At 69.2% G+C, this 17,139-nt stretch carries 12 protein-coding genes and 2 pseudogenes; 4 read left to right on the forward strand and 10 right to left on the reverse strand.

All coding sequences use genetic code 11. The features are described 5' to 3' along the window. Positions 1-1,848: an HSP90 family protein gene (locus M1203_RS27195; protein ID WP_249952438.1), complete on the reverse strand. Its 1,848-nt coding sequence runs from the start codon at positions 1,846-1,848 to the stop codon at positions 1-3. A 59-nt stretch (positions 1,849-1,907) separates the two neighbouring features. Beyond that, complete coding sequence (locus M1203_RS27200) at positions 1,908-2,894, reverse strand: hypothetical protein (RefSeq protein ID WP_249952439.1); 987 nt, start codon at positions 2,892-2,894, stop codon at positions 1,908-1,910. Between the two features lie 689 nt (positions 2,895-3,583). Between M1203_RS27200 and M1203_RS27205 the strand changes: the two genes are divergently transcribed. Then, complete coding sequence (locus tag M1203_RS27205) at positions 3,584-3,943, forward strand: carbohydrate ABC transporter permease (RefSeq protein ID WP_249952440.1); 360 nt, start codon at positions 3,584-3,586, stop codon at positions 3,941-3,943. Between the two features lie 8 nt (positions 3,944-3,951). On the opposite strand, the gene M1203_RS27210 is transcribed toward M1203_RS27205, so the two are convergent. Beyond that, complete coding sequence (locus M1203_RS27210; protein WP_249952441.1) at positions 3,952-4,836, reverse strand: LysR family transcriptional regulator; 885 nt, start codon at positions 4,834-4,836, stop codon at positions 3,952-3,954. Between the two features lie 224 nt (positions 4,837-5,060). On the opposite strand from M1203_RS27210, the pseudogene M1203_RS27215 reads away from it, so the two are divergent. After that, a pseudogene (locus M1203_RS27215) lies at positions 5,061-5,536 on the forward strand (M20/M25/M40 family metallo-hydrolase); the annotation flags it as partial. Between the two features lie 145 nt (positions 5,537-5,681). Beyond that, on the forward strand, positions 5,682-6,188 hold the full coding sequence (locus M1203_RS27220; RefSeq protein ID WP_249952442.1) for a hypothetical protein: 507 nt from the start codon (positions 5,682-5,684) through the stop codon (positions 6,186-6,188). 158 nt (positions 6,189-6,346) lie between these two features. Here the strand turns inward: M1203_RS27220 and M1203_RS27225 are convergent, their stop codons facing one another. The 7 genes and pseudogenes from M1203_RS27225 to M1203_RS27255 all read right to left on the reverse strand — a co-directional run bounded on the left by M1203_RS27225 (position 6,347) and on the right by M1203_RS27255 (position 15,396). Next, a complete protein-coding gene (locus M1203_RS27225) occupies positions 6,347-8,047 on the reverse strand; it encodes a discoidin domain-containing protein (RefSeq protein ID WP_249952443.1) in 1,701 nt (566 codons plus the stop codon). Between the two features lie 453 nt (positions 8,048-8,500). Continuing rightward, positions 8,501-9,079 (reverse strand): GNAT family N-acetyltransferase, encoded by a 579-nt coding sequence (locus tag M1203_RS27230; RefSeq protein ID WP_283959096.1) that lies wholly within the window; start codon positions 9,077-9,079, stop codon positions 8,501-8,503. Between the two features lie 141 nt (positions 9,080-9,220). Continuing rightward, a pseudogene (locus tag M1203_RS27235) lies at positions 9,221-9,841 on the reverse strand (DUF6000 family protein); the annotation flags it as partial. Positions 9,842-10,000: 159 nt separating this feature from the next. Further along, positions 10,001-11,392, reverse strand: a complete 1,392-nt coding sequence (locus tag M1203_RS27240; RefSeq protein ID WP_249952444.1) for an MFS transporter — start codon at positions 11,390-11,392, stop codon at positions 10,001-10,003. A 236-nt stretch (positions 11,393-11,628) separates the two neighbouring features. Then, positions 11,629-12,084, reverse strand: a complete 456-nt coding sequence (locus tag M1203_RS27245; RefSeq protein WP_249952445.1) for an RpiB/LacA/LacB family sugar-phosphate isomerase — start codon at positions 12,082-12,084, stop codon at positions 11,629-11,631. A gap of 311 nt (positions 12,085-12,395) precedes the next feature. Further along, a complete protein-coding gene (locus M1203_RS27250) occupies positions 12,396-13,391 on the reverse strand; it encodes a LacI family DNA-binding transcriptional regulator (RefSeq protein ID WP_249952446.1) in 996 nt (331 codons plus the stop codon). Between the two features lie 196 nt (positions 13,392-13,587). After that, complete coding sequence (locus tag M1203_RS27255) at positions 13,588-15,396, reverse strand: enoyl-CoA hydratase-related protein (RefSeq protein WP_249952447.1); 1,809 nt, start codon at positions 15,394-15,396, stop codon at positions 13,588-13,590. A gap of 630 nt (positions 15,397-16,026) precedes the next feature. On the opposite strand from M1203_RS27255, the gene M1203_RS27260 reads away from it, so the two are divergent. Beyond that, positions 16,027-16,923, forward strand: a complete 897-nt coding sequence (locus M1203_RS27260; protein ID WP_249952448.1) for an aminoglycoside phosphotransferase family protein — start codon at positions 16,027-16,029, stop codon at positions 16,921-16,923. The last annotated feature ends 216 nt before the right edge of the window (positions 16,924-17,139 follow it).

A 17,139-nucleotide genomic window follows, 5' to 3' on the forward strand; every position in this document is an offset into this window, starting at 1 on the left:
TCAGCTGTCCTTGCGGAGGGCGTGGGCGAGAAGGTCGAGGAAGGAGCGGTTGATGAGGCTGGATTCGGCGGGCCTGAGCGGGCGCCGGGACAGCAGCACGGCCTGCCCGTAGAGGGCTTCGGCGCTGGTGCGGGCCAACTCGGGCTCGTCGATGGCGACGGCGGTGCGGACCAGCGGGTTGAGCTGGTTGAGGATCAGCTGGGCCCGTGGGCCCTCCTGCCGCAGAGCGCCGAGGATGTCGCCCCACAGGCCGCCCTCCTGCTCACGGGCGATCTGGGAGCGGGTGCGCTCGTGCCGGGCCTCGCGGCTGTCGACGAGGAGGGCGGGGGCGGAGGCGGGCTGGAAGGTGCGCAGCGCGACGTCGCAGTCGAAGACGGCGAGGGCGTCGCGGGCCAGGGCGAGGTAGGCCACGGCGGCCAATTCCGTCTCACGGTCGACGGGGTCGAGGTGGGCGGTGAGGGTCGCCGGGTCGAGGTCGGCGACGCTGGCCTCGGACCTGATCTCGGGCAGCCGGTGGACCAGTTCACGGTCGTATGTGTAGCCGCCGTTGACGACGCCGAGCCCGGCGGCCGAGGCGATCGCCGCGACCTGGCGGAACTCCTCCACGCTCGATGTCACGAGCACGGTGCGGTGGGTGCGCGCGAACTCGTCGAGGGTGGTGTGCCCGTCGGTGGTCTCGAACGGCAGCCAGGGCAGCAGCATCCGCAGGATCTCGTCGTCATGCACCGCGAGTGACTTCACGGCCAGGTGGTGGGCCTGGAGGAAGCGGGCGAGCAGGTCCGGGTCGCTGGCCGCGGCCCGGGCAATCCACGCCCGCAGCCGCTCGGCGAGGGCGTCGCGAACGGCGGCGAGCGTGTCGTCCTCGTACAGGGACTCGCGGGACGCCGTCGGGCGCAGGCTCTCGGCGTCGACGACGCAGCGGACGAAGAACGCCCACTCAGGCAGGATCTCCTCGGCCTGCTCGGACAGGAGCATGCCCTTGACGTGCACGCGGTGACCGTGTCGGCGCCCGGCCGGCACCGCCTCGGGCAGCACGCACGCGATGCCCTTCAGGCCCACGGCCGGCAGGTCCAGCTCGATGGTGTCCAGCGGCGTGAACCCGAAGACCTCCTCGCCGTACGCGGCCAGCCCGCGGGAACGGGCTCCCGGGGTGGGGTACGTACGTGCCCAGGGTGCGGGCTCGGGGTTGACGGAAACGCCCGGGCCACCCGTGCCGTCGTCGAAGATCACCGGGTGGCGCAGCAGGGAGCCGAAGTGCCGGGCCAGCGCGTGTACCTGCACCGGCCGGGTCCACTCGCCCGCGTCGGCGCGCGGCGTCAGCGTGACGGTGGTACCTGGCCGGGGACGGGCGGATGCGGGCAGGGTGCGGACGGTGTAGCTGCCGTCGCCGCGGCCCCGCCACTCCACGACACCCGCGTCGGGGGTGCGTGCGGAGCGGCTCAGGACGTGGATCTCGTCCGCTACCAGGAAGCAGGAGAGCAGGCCGATTCCGAACTGGCCGATGAAGTCGCCGCGTTGCTCGGCGATCCGATCGGCGCGCTTGCTGCTGCGGCCGATCGTGGCGAGGAAGGTGTGCACGTCGGCCTCGGTGAGACCGACACCGTCGTCCTCGACGCGTACGACCGAACCGTCGGCGTAGAGGCTGATGCCGAAGGCGTCGGCGGGGGCGGCCGGTTCGAGGCCGTGCCGGGCGGTCAGCGCGTCCACCGCGTTCTGCAGGAGTTCACGCAGGTAGACGCGAGGGCTGGAGTAGAGGTGGTGGGAGAGGAGATCGACGAGGCCGCGCAGATCCACCTGGAAGGTGCGGTCGGCGCCGGCCGGGGTCGCGGCGGGGTCAGGCAAAGTCATCGGGCAGTCCGAGGTGGGGAGGGGCGACGGATGGGGGCGGGACCGGGATCGGCGTGCGCTCAGGCGCGGCGTTGGTAACGGGCGAACTGCTTCTCGGGCTCGGCGAAACAGGTCCAGGGCTCGCTGGTGTAGGCGCCGTCGAGCGCCTGGAAGACGCGCCGGACCGTATGGCGCTCGCCAGCCAGAGACAGAGCCATGGCGAACATGTTGAGGTCGTGCTGCCAGCCCGGGCGCCGCACGTAAGCGGGGTGGAGGATGCTGTGGTCGGCCGCGTCCCGCAACTCGGCCTGGATCTGGGGAGTTTCGAGGCAGTCCTCACGTTCCGACTCGACCCAGTCCTCGATGTGCGCCATGGCGATCACGCAGCCGAGCCGGTGCCCCTGCGGGGCGCGGCCGAGCGCGTCGCGGGCGAACGCCAGGGCCTGGCCCGGCTCGCCGCCCCAACGGGGCTGCAACTGCGTCACCCATTCGACGTGAATCTCCAGGTCCAGCGGGTCGCGACGCCGGGCGGCGTCGAGCCGGGTCTCCTTGATGGCGGGGCCCAGCGACATGCCGCGGCCGGAGGTGAGGAGGCGGCGCCACGGCGTGACCCATTCCGGCCGCATCTCGGCGGCCTCGAGCAGTTGCTCCTCAGCGATGTGGAGCCGCTCATGGAAGATCCGCCACTGCTCCTGCGTGACGTTCACGGCACGCTCGGTGGTGCGTGCCTCCCAGCCCCAGCTGAGGTAGCGCGTCCCGGATATCAGCAGGGCCGTCGCCCGGTGCTCCTTGTCCTGCTCGACGGCTCGGCCGATCCAGTCCTGCACGCCGTCCAAGTCGGCCAGCTCGCCCAGTACTTGGTGGTCGCGACCGAGGTCGAAGGGGGTCAGCGCCGCCTTGACGGCCTCCCAGTCACCCGCGTCGGCCGCCTCCACCAGCGCGAGCACCCGCTTGTCCCCGAGCGCGCGCAGCGTGTACATCCCGTGCTTCCGCCTGTGCGGGATGGGAAGGGCGTGCGGATCCACCGCCGGTCTCTCCCCTCCCCCGCCGAACAGCTTGCCGAACATGCCGAGCCCTCCCCTGGTCCCGAGTGATCTTCCGGTGCAGCATAAGCGGCCCCACCGACATCGATTCCACAGGGTATTCACGGTTACTTCACGAGTCCGGTCCCGGTTCCGTGTTCTCGCCCTCTCCCGGGCCGCCGTCGGCGCCGCCGCGAATTCCCGCTCGTGATCGAGCCGTTGCGGGCCCGGGCGGACGGACTTCCTCGCTCCCGTGATCGAGTGCCCACTTCTTACCGTCACCCGGCGCACGAGGGCAGACTGCCGACCACCACCGAATCGGTCGCGCGATGCCACCGATCACACCGGCGCCGTCCAGGGTGCGGGCGGGGACCGTGGCGTCCCGGTCGTGAGCCACGTCGAGATCATCCGAAGGGAGCGTGATCCCGTGGCCGTCATGCACGTCGAGCGGCCCAAGGCCCGGCCCCCAGGCCCCGCCCGCACGACCCGGCGCAGCAAACTGCGCCGCGCCGGCATCGGATTCGCCTTCATGGCACCGCTGTTGGTGGTCAACGGCCTCGCCATCGCCGTGCCCGGCGCCCTGTCGATCGGGTACTCCTTCACCGACTGGTCCGGGCTCGGCTCGGCCAGTTTCGTCGGCCTGGACAACTACCAACGCCGGCGACGCGGAGTTCCGCAACGCCCTGTGGCACAACGTCCTGTGGACGGCGTTCTTCCTCACGGTGCCCATGGCGATGGGCCTGTTCGGAGCGTTCCTCCTCTCCCGCGTCAAGCGCTTCCAGATGCTGCTCCGCGTCGCCTACTTCATTCCGTACGTCGTCGCCACGGTCGTCTCCGGCTCGACCTGGGAGAGCCTGCTCAGCCCCGATCACGGCATCGGCCAGGGCCTCGCCAACCTGGGCCTGCCGTTCCTGAAGGACGTCGCCTTCCTCGGTGACCCGGACCTGGCCCTGGGCACGGTCGCGTTCATCAACACCTGGCAGTGGTGGGGCTTCCTCGTGGTGATCTTCCTTGCTCCGATGCAAGCGGTGAACCGCTCACAGTACGAGGCGGCACGTATGCCGAGACCGCTTCGAGGCCGCGGCGGCCTGTAGCCTCTGGTTCAGTCAACGGCGTCGTGCAGCAGATCCCGCAGCGTCAGTGCCGCCGGAAGCGGGGTTTCGGGCAGCGCCACATGGACGGTCCGGCGTAGGGCCGGGTCGGTGAGGCGGCGCAGGACGAGTTCGTCGGGGACCATCCGGGCGGCCAGTGAGGGGACCAGTGCCACCCCCAGTCCGGCGGCCACGTAGCCGAACTTCCCGGTCCATTCCGCGATCCGGATGATCTTCCTGGGGGTGAAGCCCGCCCGTGCGCAGGCATCGGCAAGCATCGTAGGACGGTCGCCGTATGCGCTGTGAAGCCACGCCTCGTCGTGCAGTTCACGCAGGTCGACCGTGACGGCTCCGGCGAGGCGATGTGCGCGCGGGAGAGCCACGAACAGTTCGTCTTCGCACAGCACTGTCGTCGTGACGCCGTCGGCCGACGGTAGACCAGACGGGTAGTCGCTGACGACAGCAAGGTCCAACGCCCCGTCCGCGAGGCGCTCCATGAGCGTGTCGGTCCAGCCCTCGACCGCGATGACCTCAACATCCGGCTTGGCGTGCTGGAGTGCCCGCAGGGCGGTGGGCATGAGCGAGATGTTGGCGGTGGCGAAGGCCCCCGTGTGCAGCAGTCCGCCGTTCCCCGCGTTCAGCACCGCCAGCTCCCGCGCCGCCCGCGACAGCCGGTCGAGCACGTCCACGGCGTGCCGGTGCAGCGTACGGCCGAGGGGATTGAGCCGTACGCCCCGAGGGAGCCGTTCGAACAGCGGTCCGCCCGCCTGCTGTTCCAGTGCGGCGATCCGCCGGGATACCGCGGACTGTGTGTAATTGAGCCGGACCGCCGCCTTGGTGAACGATCCGGTCTCCGCCACGGCCACGAGCAGCCGAAGCGCGTCGACCTCGAACACGCCCCTCCCCCTTCACGAACCTCCGGGCCCCGCCCGTCTTCCCACAACCCATTCTCCAGATGCATGGGTCCTATGCAATCCAGTCGCTGGTGGAATGCATAGGCCCGCCCTAACGTCGTTCACACCGGGGGGCTTCGCAGGGGGAACGACCCGCCGCACCGCTGCCCATGAGATCCGAGGGGGAAATGTGTCGTCACGACGGGGAGCACGACAGGGAGTTGGCAGTGGGCATACCGGTCAACGGGAACGAGGAGGTCGGCTCGGCGACCTCCCGGCAATTGATCGAGGAATACGTGGAATCCGTGCGAGGGTGCGCGGCCGCCTTTGTTCTGGAGGCGTCCAGGGACAACGAGGGTGCGCTCAAGACGGCCCGCAAGGGCACTTCGCGGTACGAAGTCGTCGTGCATGGCAGGGCGGCGCACGCGGGTCAGGACCCGCAGAAGGGCCGCGACGGATGCCGTCGACGGAACTCGGACAGGAACCGCTGCGAGGGATCGCCGTCGGCGGCGCCTCGGACGGCAACTGCACCGCGGCCGCGGGCTGTCCGACGCTGGACGGCCTGGGCGCCGTGGGCGGTGGCGCCCACGCGGACACCGAGTACGTCAAGGTCGTGCGGATGGTCCCCCGCACCCGTCTGCTCGCTCAACTCATCATGCGGACACGGCGCCGGCCCGCCCGTGACCGGCGTGGCTCTGTGTGAAACACGGCCGGGACTTTCTCTCGGCCTCTCGAATCCGGCGATGCCGTTACGCTGCCGCTGTCCCGTCAGCCGTGCCTTGTTGGCTGATGGCCGGGTCCGAATCGATGGGGAGATCATGGCTCTGCTCCAGGGGAGACGATTCATCATGCGACATGGCGTGGACGGGCTCGGCCTCGGCCCCGGCCTCGGCGAGAAGCTCGGTAGTTTTCCCATCGCGGGGGTGGGAGGCGGCCTGGCGCAGATGGCGCGGCGGGGCGGCGTGGTGCTGTACGTCATCGTGATCGTCTGCTTGGCAGCCATCACGCCCCCGGCGGCGTTCGCCAAGGGCGCCGTCATGACAGCGGTGGTGTTGGTCCTGTTCGGCCTCACGCTGGCGTGGCGTCGTCTGTCCGCCAGATTCGGGCTCAGGCGGTGCTACCTCTACTCGAACGGCCTGGTCGTCACCAATCTGTTCGGCGGCGTGCAGGACGCGGTGGCGTGGAGCGAGGTGGCCGGGCTGAAGCGGCTCAGCGGCGCGTCGGTCTTCATGACCTTCCACCGAGTCGAGATCGCGCGGCACGGCCTCAGGCCCCTGGCCTTCCTGGCGATGGGCCTGAAGCCTCCTCTGGTGGACGCCCTGCTGAGTCAGCTGGCCAAGAACGGTATTCGCTGAGAGCGGCACGTGCCGACCGAGTCGACGCCGTGGCGGACCTTGAGCGCAGCCGCGCTGCCGAACCAACAGCCAACGCGGTTACGGTTACACCGAGTTCAGCCCAAGCCCGGGTGTCCGCCGGCGTTTCCGCCCAGCATCATGGCGATCAGCACCCGCCCTCAGTCCGCGTACACGCTCAGTCCCGAGAGCTGTCCCGCCGGCCAGCCGCTGTTCCCGGTGAATTCGATCCGTACGAACCGCGCCGACGAACCCACGGCGACCGGGATCGTCACGCTGTTGCTACTCGCCGGGTTGAAGACGTACGCGGCCGAGGCGCTCAACGGGGACATGGCGCCTCCGCCGGCCACCGTCGAGCCGAGGACCGACAGTGTCTGGGTACGGGTCGTCCAGGCAGGGTTCGGGGGCAGCGACAGGACGACGCGCTTCACCGGGCTGACCGAGCCTAGGTCGACCTGGATCCACTGCGGGAAGCCGGCGTTGTTGGCGCTCTCCCAGTAGCTGTTGCTGTCACCGTCGACGGCGTTGCCCGGGGCGTAGTTCTGCGTCTGGCTGCTCGCGCTCGCGGGCCTGCGCAGTGCCAGGTCCCCGGTCGGCGGTGGAGTCGTGCCGCCCGGCGGGGTGGGGCGGACCGGGGTCAGTGCCAGTTCGCCCTTCAGCATCCGCCCGCCGTCCCCGGTGAGTCGCAGATAGTAGTCCGACGAGCAGGCCGTACCGTCCTCGTCCAGGGCCCGGATACCCGAACCCACGGGAATCTGCGAGGAGTTCTCGGCGGTCTTCGCGATCTGGTTGCCCTCGTTGAACTCGTCGAACATGGAGATATAGATCCCCGCGACCCCGAGCCGGCACATGTTGTAGAACTGCCGCCACATGAAATCGCCGTGCGCACGGTGCCCCGACTGGAGATCACCGGGAAGGACACAGGGCTGGTAGTCGATGCCATGGGCGTCGCAATGTGCCTGGTCGGGTGAGTTGACGTTGGTATAAAAGTTGTCGGCGCCCGCGATGTTCCCGATCCGGCCGACCATCCAGGGCGAGAGCATGTCGAAGGCGTGGTACACGTCCAGGAACCCGGTCCGTGAGTCCTCGTTGCCGCTCCGCCAGTGGGTGGGCACCCCGCCCATCACATAACAGCCCTGCGCCTTGAACCAGTTGACGACATCGAGACAGACCGGCGCCGACCAGGCCTTGTTGGGCTCGTTGAAGCCGAAGCCCCAAATGCCCACCACAGGCTTGCCGTTCTGCCGGGCATAGGCGGGCGACGCCGTGTACGCCTTCATTTTCTCAAGCCAGTCGGCCTTCATCTCCGGCTGCATATTCGTCCAGCCGGTGGCGTCGTACATGATGTAGAACTTCCGCTCGTACTTCTCGGCGGCGCTGCGCACCTTCGCTGCCATGGCGTCCCTCGTCGCGCCCTCGCCACCATTGGGGTTGAAGCGCTGGAGGGCGGCGGTGTCCATGCCGTACTGCCGCATCCACGAGAAGTGGGTGTCGACGGTCTGCTGGTCGTACGAGGAGAACAGCGTGGCCGGCTGACCGCTGCCGAGCGCCGGATAGGCGGTCCGGTAGGTGTGGGTGTAGTCGCGTACGTCGGGCCAGCTCACGATCGCGGTATTGGTCGGGGAAGGCGACTGGCCCCAGTTCTGCGACCAGTGCCACCAGCCGTTGATGGGCGCGCCGTCACCGGAGCAGGCGAACCAGCCCTGGTAGCCGACGGTGATCTTGCCGACAACGTCTCCCGGCGGGGAAGCCGCCGCCTGTGCGTTCTGGGCCTGGGCGCTCTGGGCCTGGGCCCCCAGCCCCGCAGCCACTCCGGCACCTGCCAGTGCGGACGCGATGACGGTCCGTCGGGAAACGGCCATGGGATTCCTCGCAATCGGCTCGGTCCGGTCCGTGTCCCTACGTCCCGGCGCGCGTGGTGCGAACGCCACTCAACGTAGGGACGCGGAAGGCCATGAGCAAGACGAGGAACCGAAATTTATCGACCAACCGACGTCAAGAGCTGACAGGTTGAGCGAAATAACCGTTCAGAGCGGGTACGTAGGCCCGGGGTGCGGGAGTACGTAGGCCCGGGGTGCGGGAGTCGGAAACACAGGAGTCCGTGCCACGGCGGTCGCGGATCAGGCATTCACCGAGACTGCGTCGGGTGATGTCGTTTCGGCGGTTCAGCGACGACCCCGTCCGGAGGGCTACCGTCGCGCACCCGAGGCGCACCATGCCGCTCGCCGCGCCTCCGCCGACAGCGACGCGGCCCGCCCCCACCGGGCGGGATTCGCGGGAGGCGCGCGACAGGCAGGATCCTGTTGCGGAACTCGTCAGGGAGCCGTGGCCTCCACCCTGGCGGCTTCGGCAGGAAGACCCGTGGGCGTTCGCCCGGTGGTGGCGCCGGCCAGAGTCAGGGGTTTGGCGTAGCAGAGGCTGAGTTCGTGGAATCGGTAGTGGCCGAACTTGGCGCAGGGTTCGTAGCCGCTGGAGACATAGAGAGCGATGGCTTCCGGCTGTTTGGTACCGGTCTCCAGGACCATGCGGGTACGGCCCGCGGCACGCGCGTTGTCCTCCAGTGCGGCCAGTATCCGCCGGGCCAGGCCGTGGCCACGGGCCTCCGGGGTCACGTACATGCGCTTGATCTCCGCGTCACCGTCCGCGTACCCGGCGTCGTTCTTCTCCTGGGTGCGCCAGCCGCCGGTGGCGACCGGGGCGCCCTGATCGTTGTAGGCGATCAGGTAGAGGCCCTGCGGCGGTTCGAACATGTCAGGGGCGAGAGGCGTGACGTCGCCCTCGTCCCCGTATCGCTCGGCGTACTCGAACTGCACGCGATCGTTGAGCTTGACGGCGTCGGGGTGGCCGAAAGAGACAGTCCGAATATTCACGCCACAGATCGTACTTGCATGCATCGCGGAAGGCGGAACCGTGCCCAGCCAGCCCACCGCCCCGGACCTGACGACCCAGGACAGACGCCGTCGGCGCGGGTCAGGCGGCCTTCGCCCTGTGGACGAGGGCAGTGAGGCGAGGCGCTTGTCGGCTTCGGCGCACTCGTCGGCAAAGGCGCAGAGCCGGCGTATGAGGCTCAGGTAAGTGGCGGGGTCCATGGTGTCCCGCATGTGGGACGCATCCTGGAGCCACTGTCGCCACAGGCCGTCCGGGCCCAGGAAACCGGCGGCTTGGTCGCCTTTGAGATTCAGGTCGAGGAACAGGAGAGCGCCCATGGCCACGGGCTGGTCGTATGCGAGGTCGGGGCGGCGAAGGTAGCGATCCAGGTACGCGACCAGCATTTCGGAGTCGCGCGGCGTTCCGAAACTGGCCAGGGCCACACAGTAGGCCGACCCGGCACAGCAGTGCTCACTGGCCAGTAGCAGTTCCCCGAGGCGCTCACGGAACTCGGTCCGGCGGGAGACCGCCACGAGCCATGCCGCGGTCCTCCGCTCCCGCCACCCGCCCTCAAGGAGGGTGGCGATCTCATTCGCGGTGATGACTCCCGCGTCCTCGCTGAGATTTCGCACGAATCGGCCGTACTCGGGACTCCGCATGCACAGCAGGCCGCCGCCGAGCTTCAGGTAGCGCCGCTCGGGTGTGACATAGCGGCGGATCAGGGTCAGCGGTTCGGGATCCTCGTGGGCATGGCGCGTCACAGGGCCGACCCAGCCTCGCTGGTGCACAACGAGGCCACCTCTTTTGGCGTTGTGTTCGGCTGTGGAACGGGGCGACAACTTCCGCGCCTCGGTACAACCACCCGCACCCGAACGGCCCCTGCGCTACGTCGCTGTCGCTGACGCCGGACGACCTCTAGGCTCCCACGCAACCGAAATCACTGGCACTCAGGTCCATCGGTCATCGGACGAGGACGGCAGGGTGTCACTTGCCGGCCTCGCCGAAAGGCTCCGAGTGCGGCTTTCCTCCGCGACGAGGACGAGCACGCGCTCGCGCTCGCGTCGGCTCCAGGTCTCCTTGGTCGAGAGGATGCCGATGAGGCCGATCACGGCCGCACCCAGGTAGAGCAGCGCGGCGCCCGGCCAGCCGAAGGCACCCACCAGCGCGGCGGCGAGCAGTGGCGCGAAGCCACCGATGGCCGCGGCGACCTGATAGCCGAGCGAGGCTCCCGAGGTACGGGTCGCGGTGCGGAACTGCTCGGTGAGCAAAGAGCCCTGGGTCCCGGTGAGTGATGCGTGGATGAGACCGATACCGACGATGAAGACCGTCACCACGAGCACGGGTCGGGCTGAGTTGGTGAGCATGTACATCGGGAAGGCGAAGAGTATCGCCGCCGTGCAGGCTGCTATGTAGATGGGGCGGCGCCCGATACGGTCGGTGAGCGCACCCGCGAGGAAGGTGACCGCGATGGCGAGGGCGCTGGCGGCGGTGATCGAGCCGAGGGCGACGGGCCTGAGGTCGGGATGGCGTTCGGTGATGTAGCTGAGCAGATAGGTCGCCGTGGAGTAGTAGGCGAAGGATTCCACGACGCGCAGGGCGATGACCCGCAGGATGCCCCGCCAGTCGTTGGCCAGAGTAGCGAGAAACGGGTTCTTCTCTGTCGTGCCGCCGGCCTGGGCCTCCTGGAACTCGGGGGATTCGGAGAGCCGGGAGCGCACAATCAGCGCGACGATCACAAGGACGGCGCTGAGCAGGAAGGGGGTCCTCCACCGCCAGTCGCCGTCCAGCGTGTCACTCCAGGCGAACACGCCGCTGGCCAGAGCGATCCCCAGAGGATTGCCGGACTGAGGGATCGCCGCGAACATGCCGCGGCGGTGCCACGGAGCATGCTCGTAGGCCATGGTGATCGCCCCGCCCCATTCGGCGCCGAACGCGAGACCCTGGATCATGCGGATGACCACGAGCAGGATCGGTGCGAGCACACCGACCTGTTCGTAGGTCGGAAGTACGCCGATGAGGAAGGTGGCGGCGCCCATGACGATCATCGCCGCGACAAGCACGGGTTTACGCCCGATTTTGTCCGCGAAGTAGCCGCCGACGGCGCCGCCGAGCGGGCGCATGACGAAGCCGACCGCGAGGGTGGCGAAGGAGAGCAGGGTGCCGACGAACCGGTCGCTCTCGGGGAAGAAGACGGCTCCGAAGTAGAGCGCGGAGGCGGTGCCGTAGGCGATGAAATCGTAGTTCTCGACACTGGTGCCGAAGGCCGCGGCGATCGCCGTTTTCACGCGGTCCTTCGAGCCGAGCACGTTTCGCCGTTCGGCGGTGGTGCTGGTGGACATGAAGGTCTCCTGGGTAGGTCGCCGGACTGGTACCGGCGTCTGCGCGGTGAGAAGGATGGGGCCGCACGAGGGACGGGGCCGCACGAAGGATGGGGCCGCACGTGAGAGACCGAATCCTCTGACGGAGTTTTTCGGGCATGCCGGGCAAGCGCCCGGCGGAATCACTTGAGAGCTGGGCGTTCGATGCCGAGGCGAAAGAGAGCGGTCACCCGCTCAAGGCGTGCGTGGGTGACCTGTCACTGGGCCGGGGACAGGGCGTCGAGCGCGTTGAGTTTCGCGACCCGTCGGCGGGTTTCCTCGTCATCGTCGAACACGGCGCCGAGGAACTCACGGACGATGTCGGGCACGAGCGCGTGCGGGACCAGCCAGGCCCCCATGGCGATGGCGTTGGCGTCGTCGTGCTCGACGGCCTGGTGGGCGGAGTACGGCTCGTGGGCGAGGCCGCAGCGTATGCCGGGCAGCTTGTTGGCGGCCATCACCGCGCCCTGGCCGGTGCCGCAGACGAGCACCGCTCGATCGGCGCCGCCGGAAAGCACGGCCTCGCAGGTGGTGCGGGTGATGTCGGGGAAGTCGACAGGGTCGCGGCTGTGAGTACCGCAGTCAATCACTTCATGTCCAAGAGCCTCAATGGCCTGACGGACGGTGTCTTTGAGCGGGTATCCAGCGTGGTCGGCACCGAGGGCGACCCTCATCGGCAGGTCCTTTCAGGTAAGTCACACTGCGGTTCCGCGGGGCGGACAACGGACGGTGCAGTACTCGATCGGGTGTGAGAGCGGCGGTGAACATGGGGAGCGAACGATGCTCGCGCGTGCTGTGCGGCTGCGGATACGGCTACGGCTACGGCTACGGGGGCGGCTGCAACTGCGGTTGCGGCCGCATAAGCGCGGCCGACGTCCAGGACGAGGAACGACGCGTACCCGGCGCCTGGCGCCAACTCCATGCGTGGCTCCGTCACTTGTGGAGGTGGCGCCCTCCCACTGAGCGGCCCTGTCGGTCCGGGCACTCACCTGACGTCCCGCACAGCCCGGTCGGCGAAGGTGGTGGGGACGCGCTGTCCGGGAGCGGCGCGACCGGCGATGAGGTCGACGAGCCCGCGGACACCGAGTCGGCCGATCGACGCCGCGTCGTTGCGGACCGCGCTGATGGGCGGCGACGCGAACTCGAACCAGTCGAGGTCGTCGAAGGAGACGATGTCGATGCTGGCGGCCCGCTCCGCGCCCAGCCGCTCGCGCAGCGCGCGCACGGCTCCCAAAGTGGTCAGACCGTTCGCGCCGAACACGGCGGTGAACGTCACACCGCGGTCGAGGATGCGGCACATGGCCTCGGATGCCCCACCGGCCAGGAAGTCACCGGCATCGATCAGCCTGTCGTCGGCGCTGATGCCGTACGCCTGGCGCCCGGCGAGGTAGGCGGCGCGGCGCTCGGCTCCGGTGGAGATCGTGTCCGGGCCGCCGACGAAGGCGACATCGTGGTGACCCCGGCGTTGCAGCCAAGCAAGTACCTGCTCCACGCCTTGCGCGTTGTCCGTGCCGTACAGCGGGGCGTCGACGGCCTCGATCGTGCGGTTGAGGAACACCAGCGGTAGTCCGGACGCCAGCGTGGCCGCGAGTTGCGGCGAGACGGTGCCCTGTGGCGAGAACAGCAGGCCGTCGATGCGTTGGGCGGCGAAGGTCCGAAGGTAGTCGTCGGCCTGTTCGATGTCCTCGTTCGCGTTGGCCAGCAGCACGGTGTATCCGTGGCGGCGTGCCTCCTGCTCGGCAGCCTGAGCCAGCTCGGAGAAGAACGGGTTGCGAATGTCCGACACGAGCAGCCCCAGCACATCGGTACGGGCACGCCGCAGGGAACGGGCGGGACCGTTGGCGATGTATCCCAACTCGGCCGCGGCCGCGAGCACGCGCGATCGGGAGTCCGCCGAGGTCTGGCTGCTACCACTGAGCACCCGGGACGCGGTGCCGAGCGCGACCCCGGCCCGCGCCGCGACGTCCTTGATCGTGGCCATTCGCCCCACCTCCTCGTGGAAACGTTTCCATGGATCGAATGACACCAAGGTCGCACACCGAGCACGAAGGGAGCAAGGCCCAGAGGCGAAAAGCGGAGGGCGCTTGCGTTGTTGTGCTCGGCGGGCACGGTGAGCGCGGACGCGGTCGTTCGCCTCGTCCTGACTGGCCGGAAGGTCGGCTCAGGTGGGAAGGGCTTCACCCAGGACGCGTCGCCGCTCCGGGCAGCGCTCCGGGCAGCGCTCCGAACTGCTCGGGGTTGGCGGTCGGCCGCCACTTGCGTACGAAGGCGCGGCGCAGCGCGTGGTACGGCGCCCGGGGGTCGAAGAAGATGTCACGCATCCGAGCGAGTTCTTCCTCGCGATAGGCGGAGAGCGGTTTGACGGACCGGTCGTTCTCCGGCCGGGTCCGCTGCGGGGCGTCCGGTACTTCCGTCGCCCCCGTTGTCGCCCCCGCCCTCGCCACTGCCGCCTCCGCATCCGCATCCGCATCCGCCGACACTCGTGCCGCCAGCGCCCGTACCTGTCCGGCGAAGTCCTCGGGCCCGCAGTGGACGATCCGGTCGACCAGCCCCAGTCTCCGCGCGGCCGTCGCGCTCACCGGCAGCGCCTCCTGGGTCAACCGCCGGGCGGCGTCCGTGCCCACCCGGCGCGGCAGGGTGTACGTCCAGTACTCCGAGCCGTAGAGACCCATCAGCCGATAGTGCGGGTTGAGCACCACGCCCGAGCGGCACCACACCTCGTCGGCGGCCAGCGCCAGCATCACGCCCCCGGCCGCCGCGTTGCCGCCGAGCGCCGAGACGGTGATCCGGTCCGTGGTCGTGAGGACCGCCTCGACCAGGTCGTCCATCGCCTGGATGTTGGCCCACGATTCCTCGGCCGGGTCGGCGGCGGCCTCGATCACATGGAGGTGGATGCCGTTGGAGAAGAAGTCCCGGCCGCCGCCCAGCACCAGCACCGAGGTGGGGCGCGTACAGGCGGCGCGGTAGGCGGCGAGCAGGCGCCGGCAGTGGTCGGTGCTCATCGCGCCGCCGGGAAAGGCGAAGTCCAGTACGCCGACCGACTCGGTCTCCCGGTAGCGAATGTCCGTCCAGGAGTCACCGTCCACCGCCGTGCCAACTCCCGGCACATCCGTCCGCTCCGGCGACGCGGGCAACTCGGGCAGCTCCGGCAGCTCCGGCAGCAGCGCGCCGAGGGCGCGTACGGCGGGGAGCTTGATGCCCGACGGCCCACCGGGGCGCTTGCGGGCGCGCAGTTCGGGAATCCACACCGCGCCGTCGGCGGTCGCCCGGCAGACGGCGCCGGCATGAGTGGCGAGCAGTTCGCCGGGGCGTCCGCGCAGCCGGTACTCGGGGTGGCCTCCGTGCAGGAACCACTCGGCGCCGCAGAGTTCGTCGGCGACCCCGGGTTGTGAGTCGGCGGCTCGCAACGCCCGTAGCACCGCTGCCGTACCGTCCCGTTGCCAATCGACGCGCCTCAGGCTCTGCGCGAAGTACGGACGCGTGTGGCCGACGGCCGACAGATCCGCCTGGCGTCGCGGTACGTAGTCGCCGGAAGCGACCCGTTCGACGGCGAGCAGCACGGCCTCAAGCGCCGCGTCGGAGATCTCACCCCGGTAGAGGCCGCTCTTGGTGACGCCCGCCGGCACCGCGCAGGACGCGGTGGCCCAGACATCGCCGCCGTCCATCACCGCGTCAGCCTGTAGGACGGTCACGCCCCACTGCGGGGCGCCTTCGTGGAGGGCCCAGTCCAGCGAGGAGGGCCCACGGTCGCCGACCGGCCCCGGATGGACGATGAGGCAGGTGTGTGCGGACCACACGTCGGCGGGGATCGCGCTCGTCAGCATGGGCGCCAGGATCAGCTCGGGCGCGTACCGCCGCACGGCTTCCCGTAACACGTCGTCACCCAGGGCCAGTTGGACGCCGACCAGGTGACCGCGATCGCGCAGTTCGACGAAGACGCGCTGGGTCAGACTGTTGAACGCGCTTGAGACAAGCAGGATCCGCACGGTTGCCTCCAGGCCGCCCGGCGCACGGGAACGCGACGAGCCCGACCGTCAGCGATCATCACGCCGCGTCGGCCGGCCGCCGCAGACGCGCGCCCGGAAGCCATCCGATCGGCGCAACTCCGAGGTCCGGCGCACCCGCACGCGGCAGGTCGTGCCTCCGCTGCTTGTCCGAGTCCCAGCCGGGGGGCGGGCGGGGCGACGGAACCGGGCAGGGTCGCGCACCGCGCCCTGTGGTCGGCTCGCGTCTGCTGGAGGCGGATCCTGGGCACGCGCCGACGCCTTCCGGATGCGGCACATGCACGCATCAGTGATGTCTCCCCTACCGAGAGGTGCTGAGACTGGCCCCCGGCCCTCCTCTACGACGGGTTTCCGGTGACAACGCGATTGTGCTCGCCGGCACGACGTCCGAAGCGGCCGCGGCCCGCCCCGGGCCTCCCATCTCCGCGCCGGCAAGCCTGAGAACCTGATCCGCCTCCCACGCCTACTACGGGCGCATCTGGTTCCAGGCTTACAAAATACTGGCCGCTGTCCCGGGTGATCTGGTCTTCTGGAGGGACAACCCGCCTCAACACCTGGCCGTATCGCCGGGATGAGTTCCGGACGCCGGACTAATGAAAGAGCATGCGAAAGATGACCATGCACGATGATCAAGTGGACGTGACCACCGAAACGGTCGCGACCTTGATTCAGGAACAGTTCCCTCAGTGGAGCGGCAAGGAGATCCGACTCCTGCAGTCGACCGGGACTGTCAACACCATCTTCCGCATCGGAAACGACCTCTCGGCACGTTTCCCGTTGCGTCTGACCGATGCCACTGAGGGGCTGGCGGTTCTGAAGCAGGAGGCCCGAGCGAGCACGGAGCTGGCGCAGGTGTCTCCGTTCCCCACCCCGCAACCCATCGCCCTGGGAGAACCTGGAGCGGGCTACCCCATGCCGTGGTCGGTCCAGACGTGGCTACCGGGAACGGTCGCCTCGGACGCCGACCCGAGTGCGTCGGAGGTTTTCGCACAGGACCTCGCGACTTTCATCGCCGCCCTCCGAAAGGCCGAGACGCGGGGACGGCTCTTCAGCGGCGGCGGTCGGGGCGGCGTTCTCACTCAGCACGACGCATGGGTGGAGAAGTGCTTCGGGGAGAGCGAGGGACTGCTCGACGTGCCCCGGCTGCGCCAAGTGTGGAGCCGCCTGAGGGAGCTGGCACGCACGGGTGCCGACGTGATGAGCCATGGTGACCTGATCCCCGGCAATGTGCTGGTCACGGGCGACCGGCTCAGCGGCGTACTCGACACCGGCGGCTTCGGCCCGGCCGACCCCGCACTGGATCTGGTCGGTGCCTGGCACCTGTTGCAGCGGGGTCCGCGAGAAGTACTCCGGCGGGCACTGGGATGCGACGACCTGGAGTGGGAGCGCGGAAAGGCATGGGCGTTCGTACAAGCGATGGGAACTGTCTGGTACTACGTAGAGAGCAATCCGACGATGAGCAGGATGGGAGGCCGGACACTCGATCGCATTCTTGAGTCGACGGAGTGATGTCGCCCTGCTGCGGCCGCTCTCGTCCAGGGTGCCGGTGATGCCGCGGAAGTCATAGCTGGTCGCGCCGAGTTCGTGCGCTTCGGACCCTGCATCCGCCTTCCCACGGAACGCGGTCCTCCTCGTCCACCCGTCGTCTCCGGGGAGCATGGAGGATCAGGGAGAGGGCATCGTGGTGATTCAACGTGAGGCAGATGATCTTCTCACCGACGCGGG

The organism is Streptomyces sp. 35G-GA-8 (assembly GCF_023534745.1).
Lineage (GTDB): Bacteria > Actinomycetota > Actinomycetes > Streptomycetales > Streptomycetaceae > Streptomyces.

Bases quoted from the DNA above. Each gene is read 5' to 3' on its own strand.
- M1203_RS27205 (WP_249952440.1), top strand. From the start codon at position 3,584: ATGGGCCTGTTCGGAGCGTTCCTCCTCTCCCGCGTCAAGCGCTTCCAG.
- M1203_RS27260 (WP_249952448.1), top strand. From the start codon at position 16,027: ATGACCATGCACGATGATCAAGTGGACGTGACCACCGAAACGGTCGCG.
- M1203_RS27230 (WP_283959096.1), bottom strand. From the start codon at position 9,079: ATGCATGCAAGTACGATCTGTGGCGTGAATATTCGGACTGTCTCTTTC.
- M1203_RS27200 (WP_249952439.1), bottom strand. From the start codon at position 2,894: ATGTTCGGCAAGCTGTTCGGCGGGGGAGGGGAGAGACCGGCGGTGGAT.
- M1203_RS27195 (WP_249952438.1), bottom strand. From the start codon at position 1,848: ATGACTTTGCCTGACCCCGCCGCGACCCCGGCCGGCGCCGACCGCACC.
- M1203_RS27225 (WP_249952443.1), bottom strand. From the start codon at position 8,047: ATGGCCGTTTCCCGACGGACCGTCATCGCGTCCGCACTGGCAGGTGCC.
- M1203_RS27250 (WP_249952446.1), bottom strand. From the start codon at position 13,391: ATGGCCACGATCAAGGACGTCGCGGCGCGGGCCGGGGTCGCGCTCGGC.
- M1203_RS27240 (WP_249952444.1), bottom strand. From the start codon at position 11,392: ATGTCCACCAGCACCACCGCCGAACGGCGAAACGTGCTCGGCTCGAAG.
- M1203_RS27220 (WP_249952442.1), top strand. From the start codon at position 5,682: ATGCGACATGGCGTGGACGGGCTCGGCCTCGGCCCCGGCCTCGGCGAG.
- M1203_RS27245 (WP_249952445.1), bottom strand. From the start codon at position 12,084: ATGAGGGTCGCCCTCGGTGCCGACCACGCTGGATACCCGCTCAAAGAC.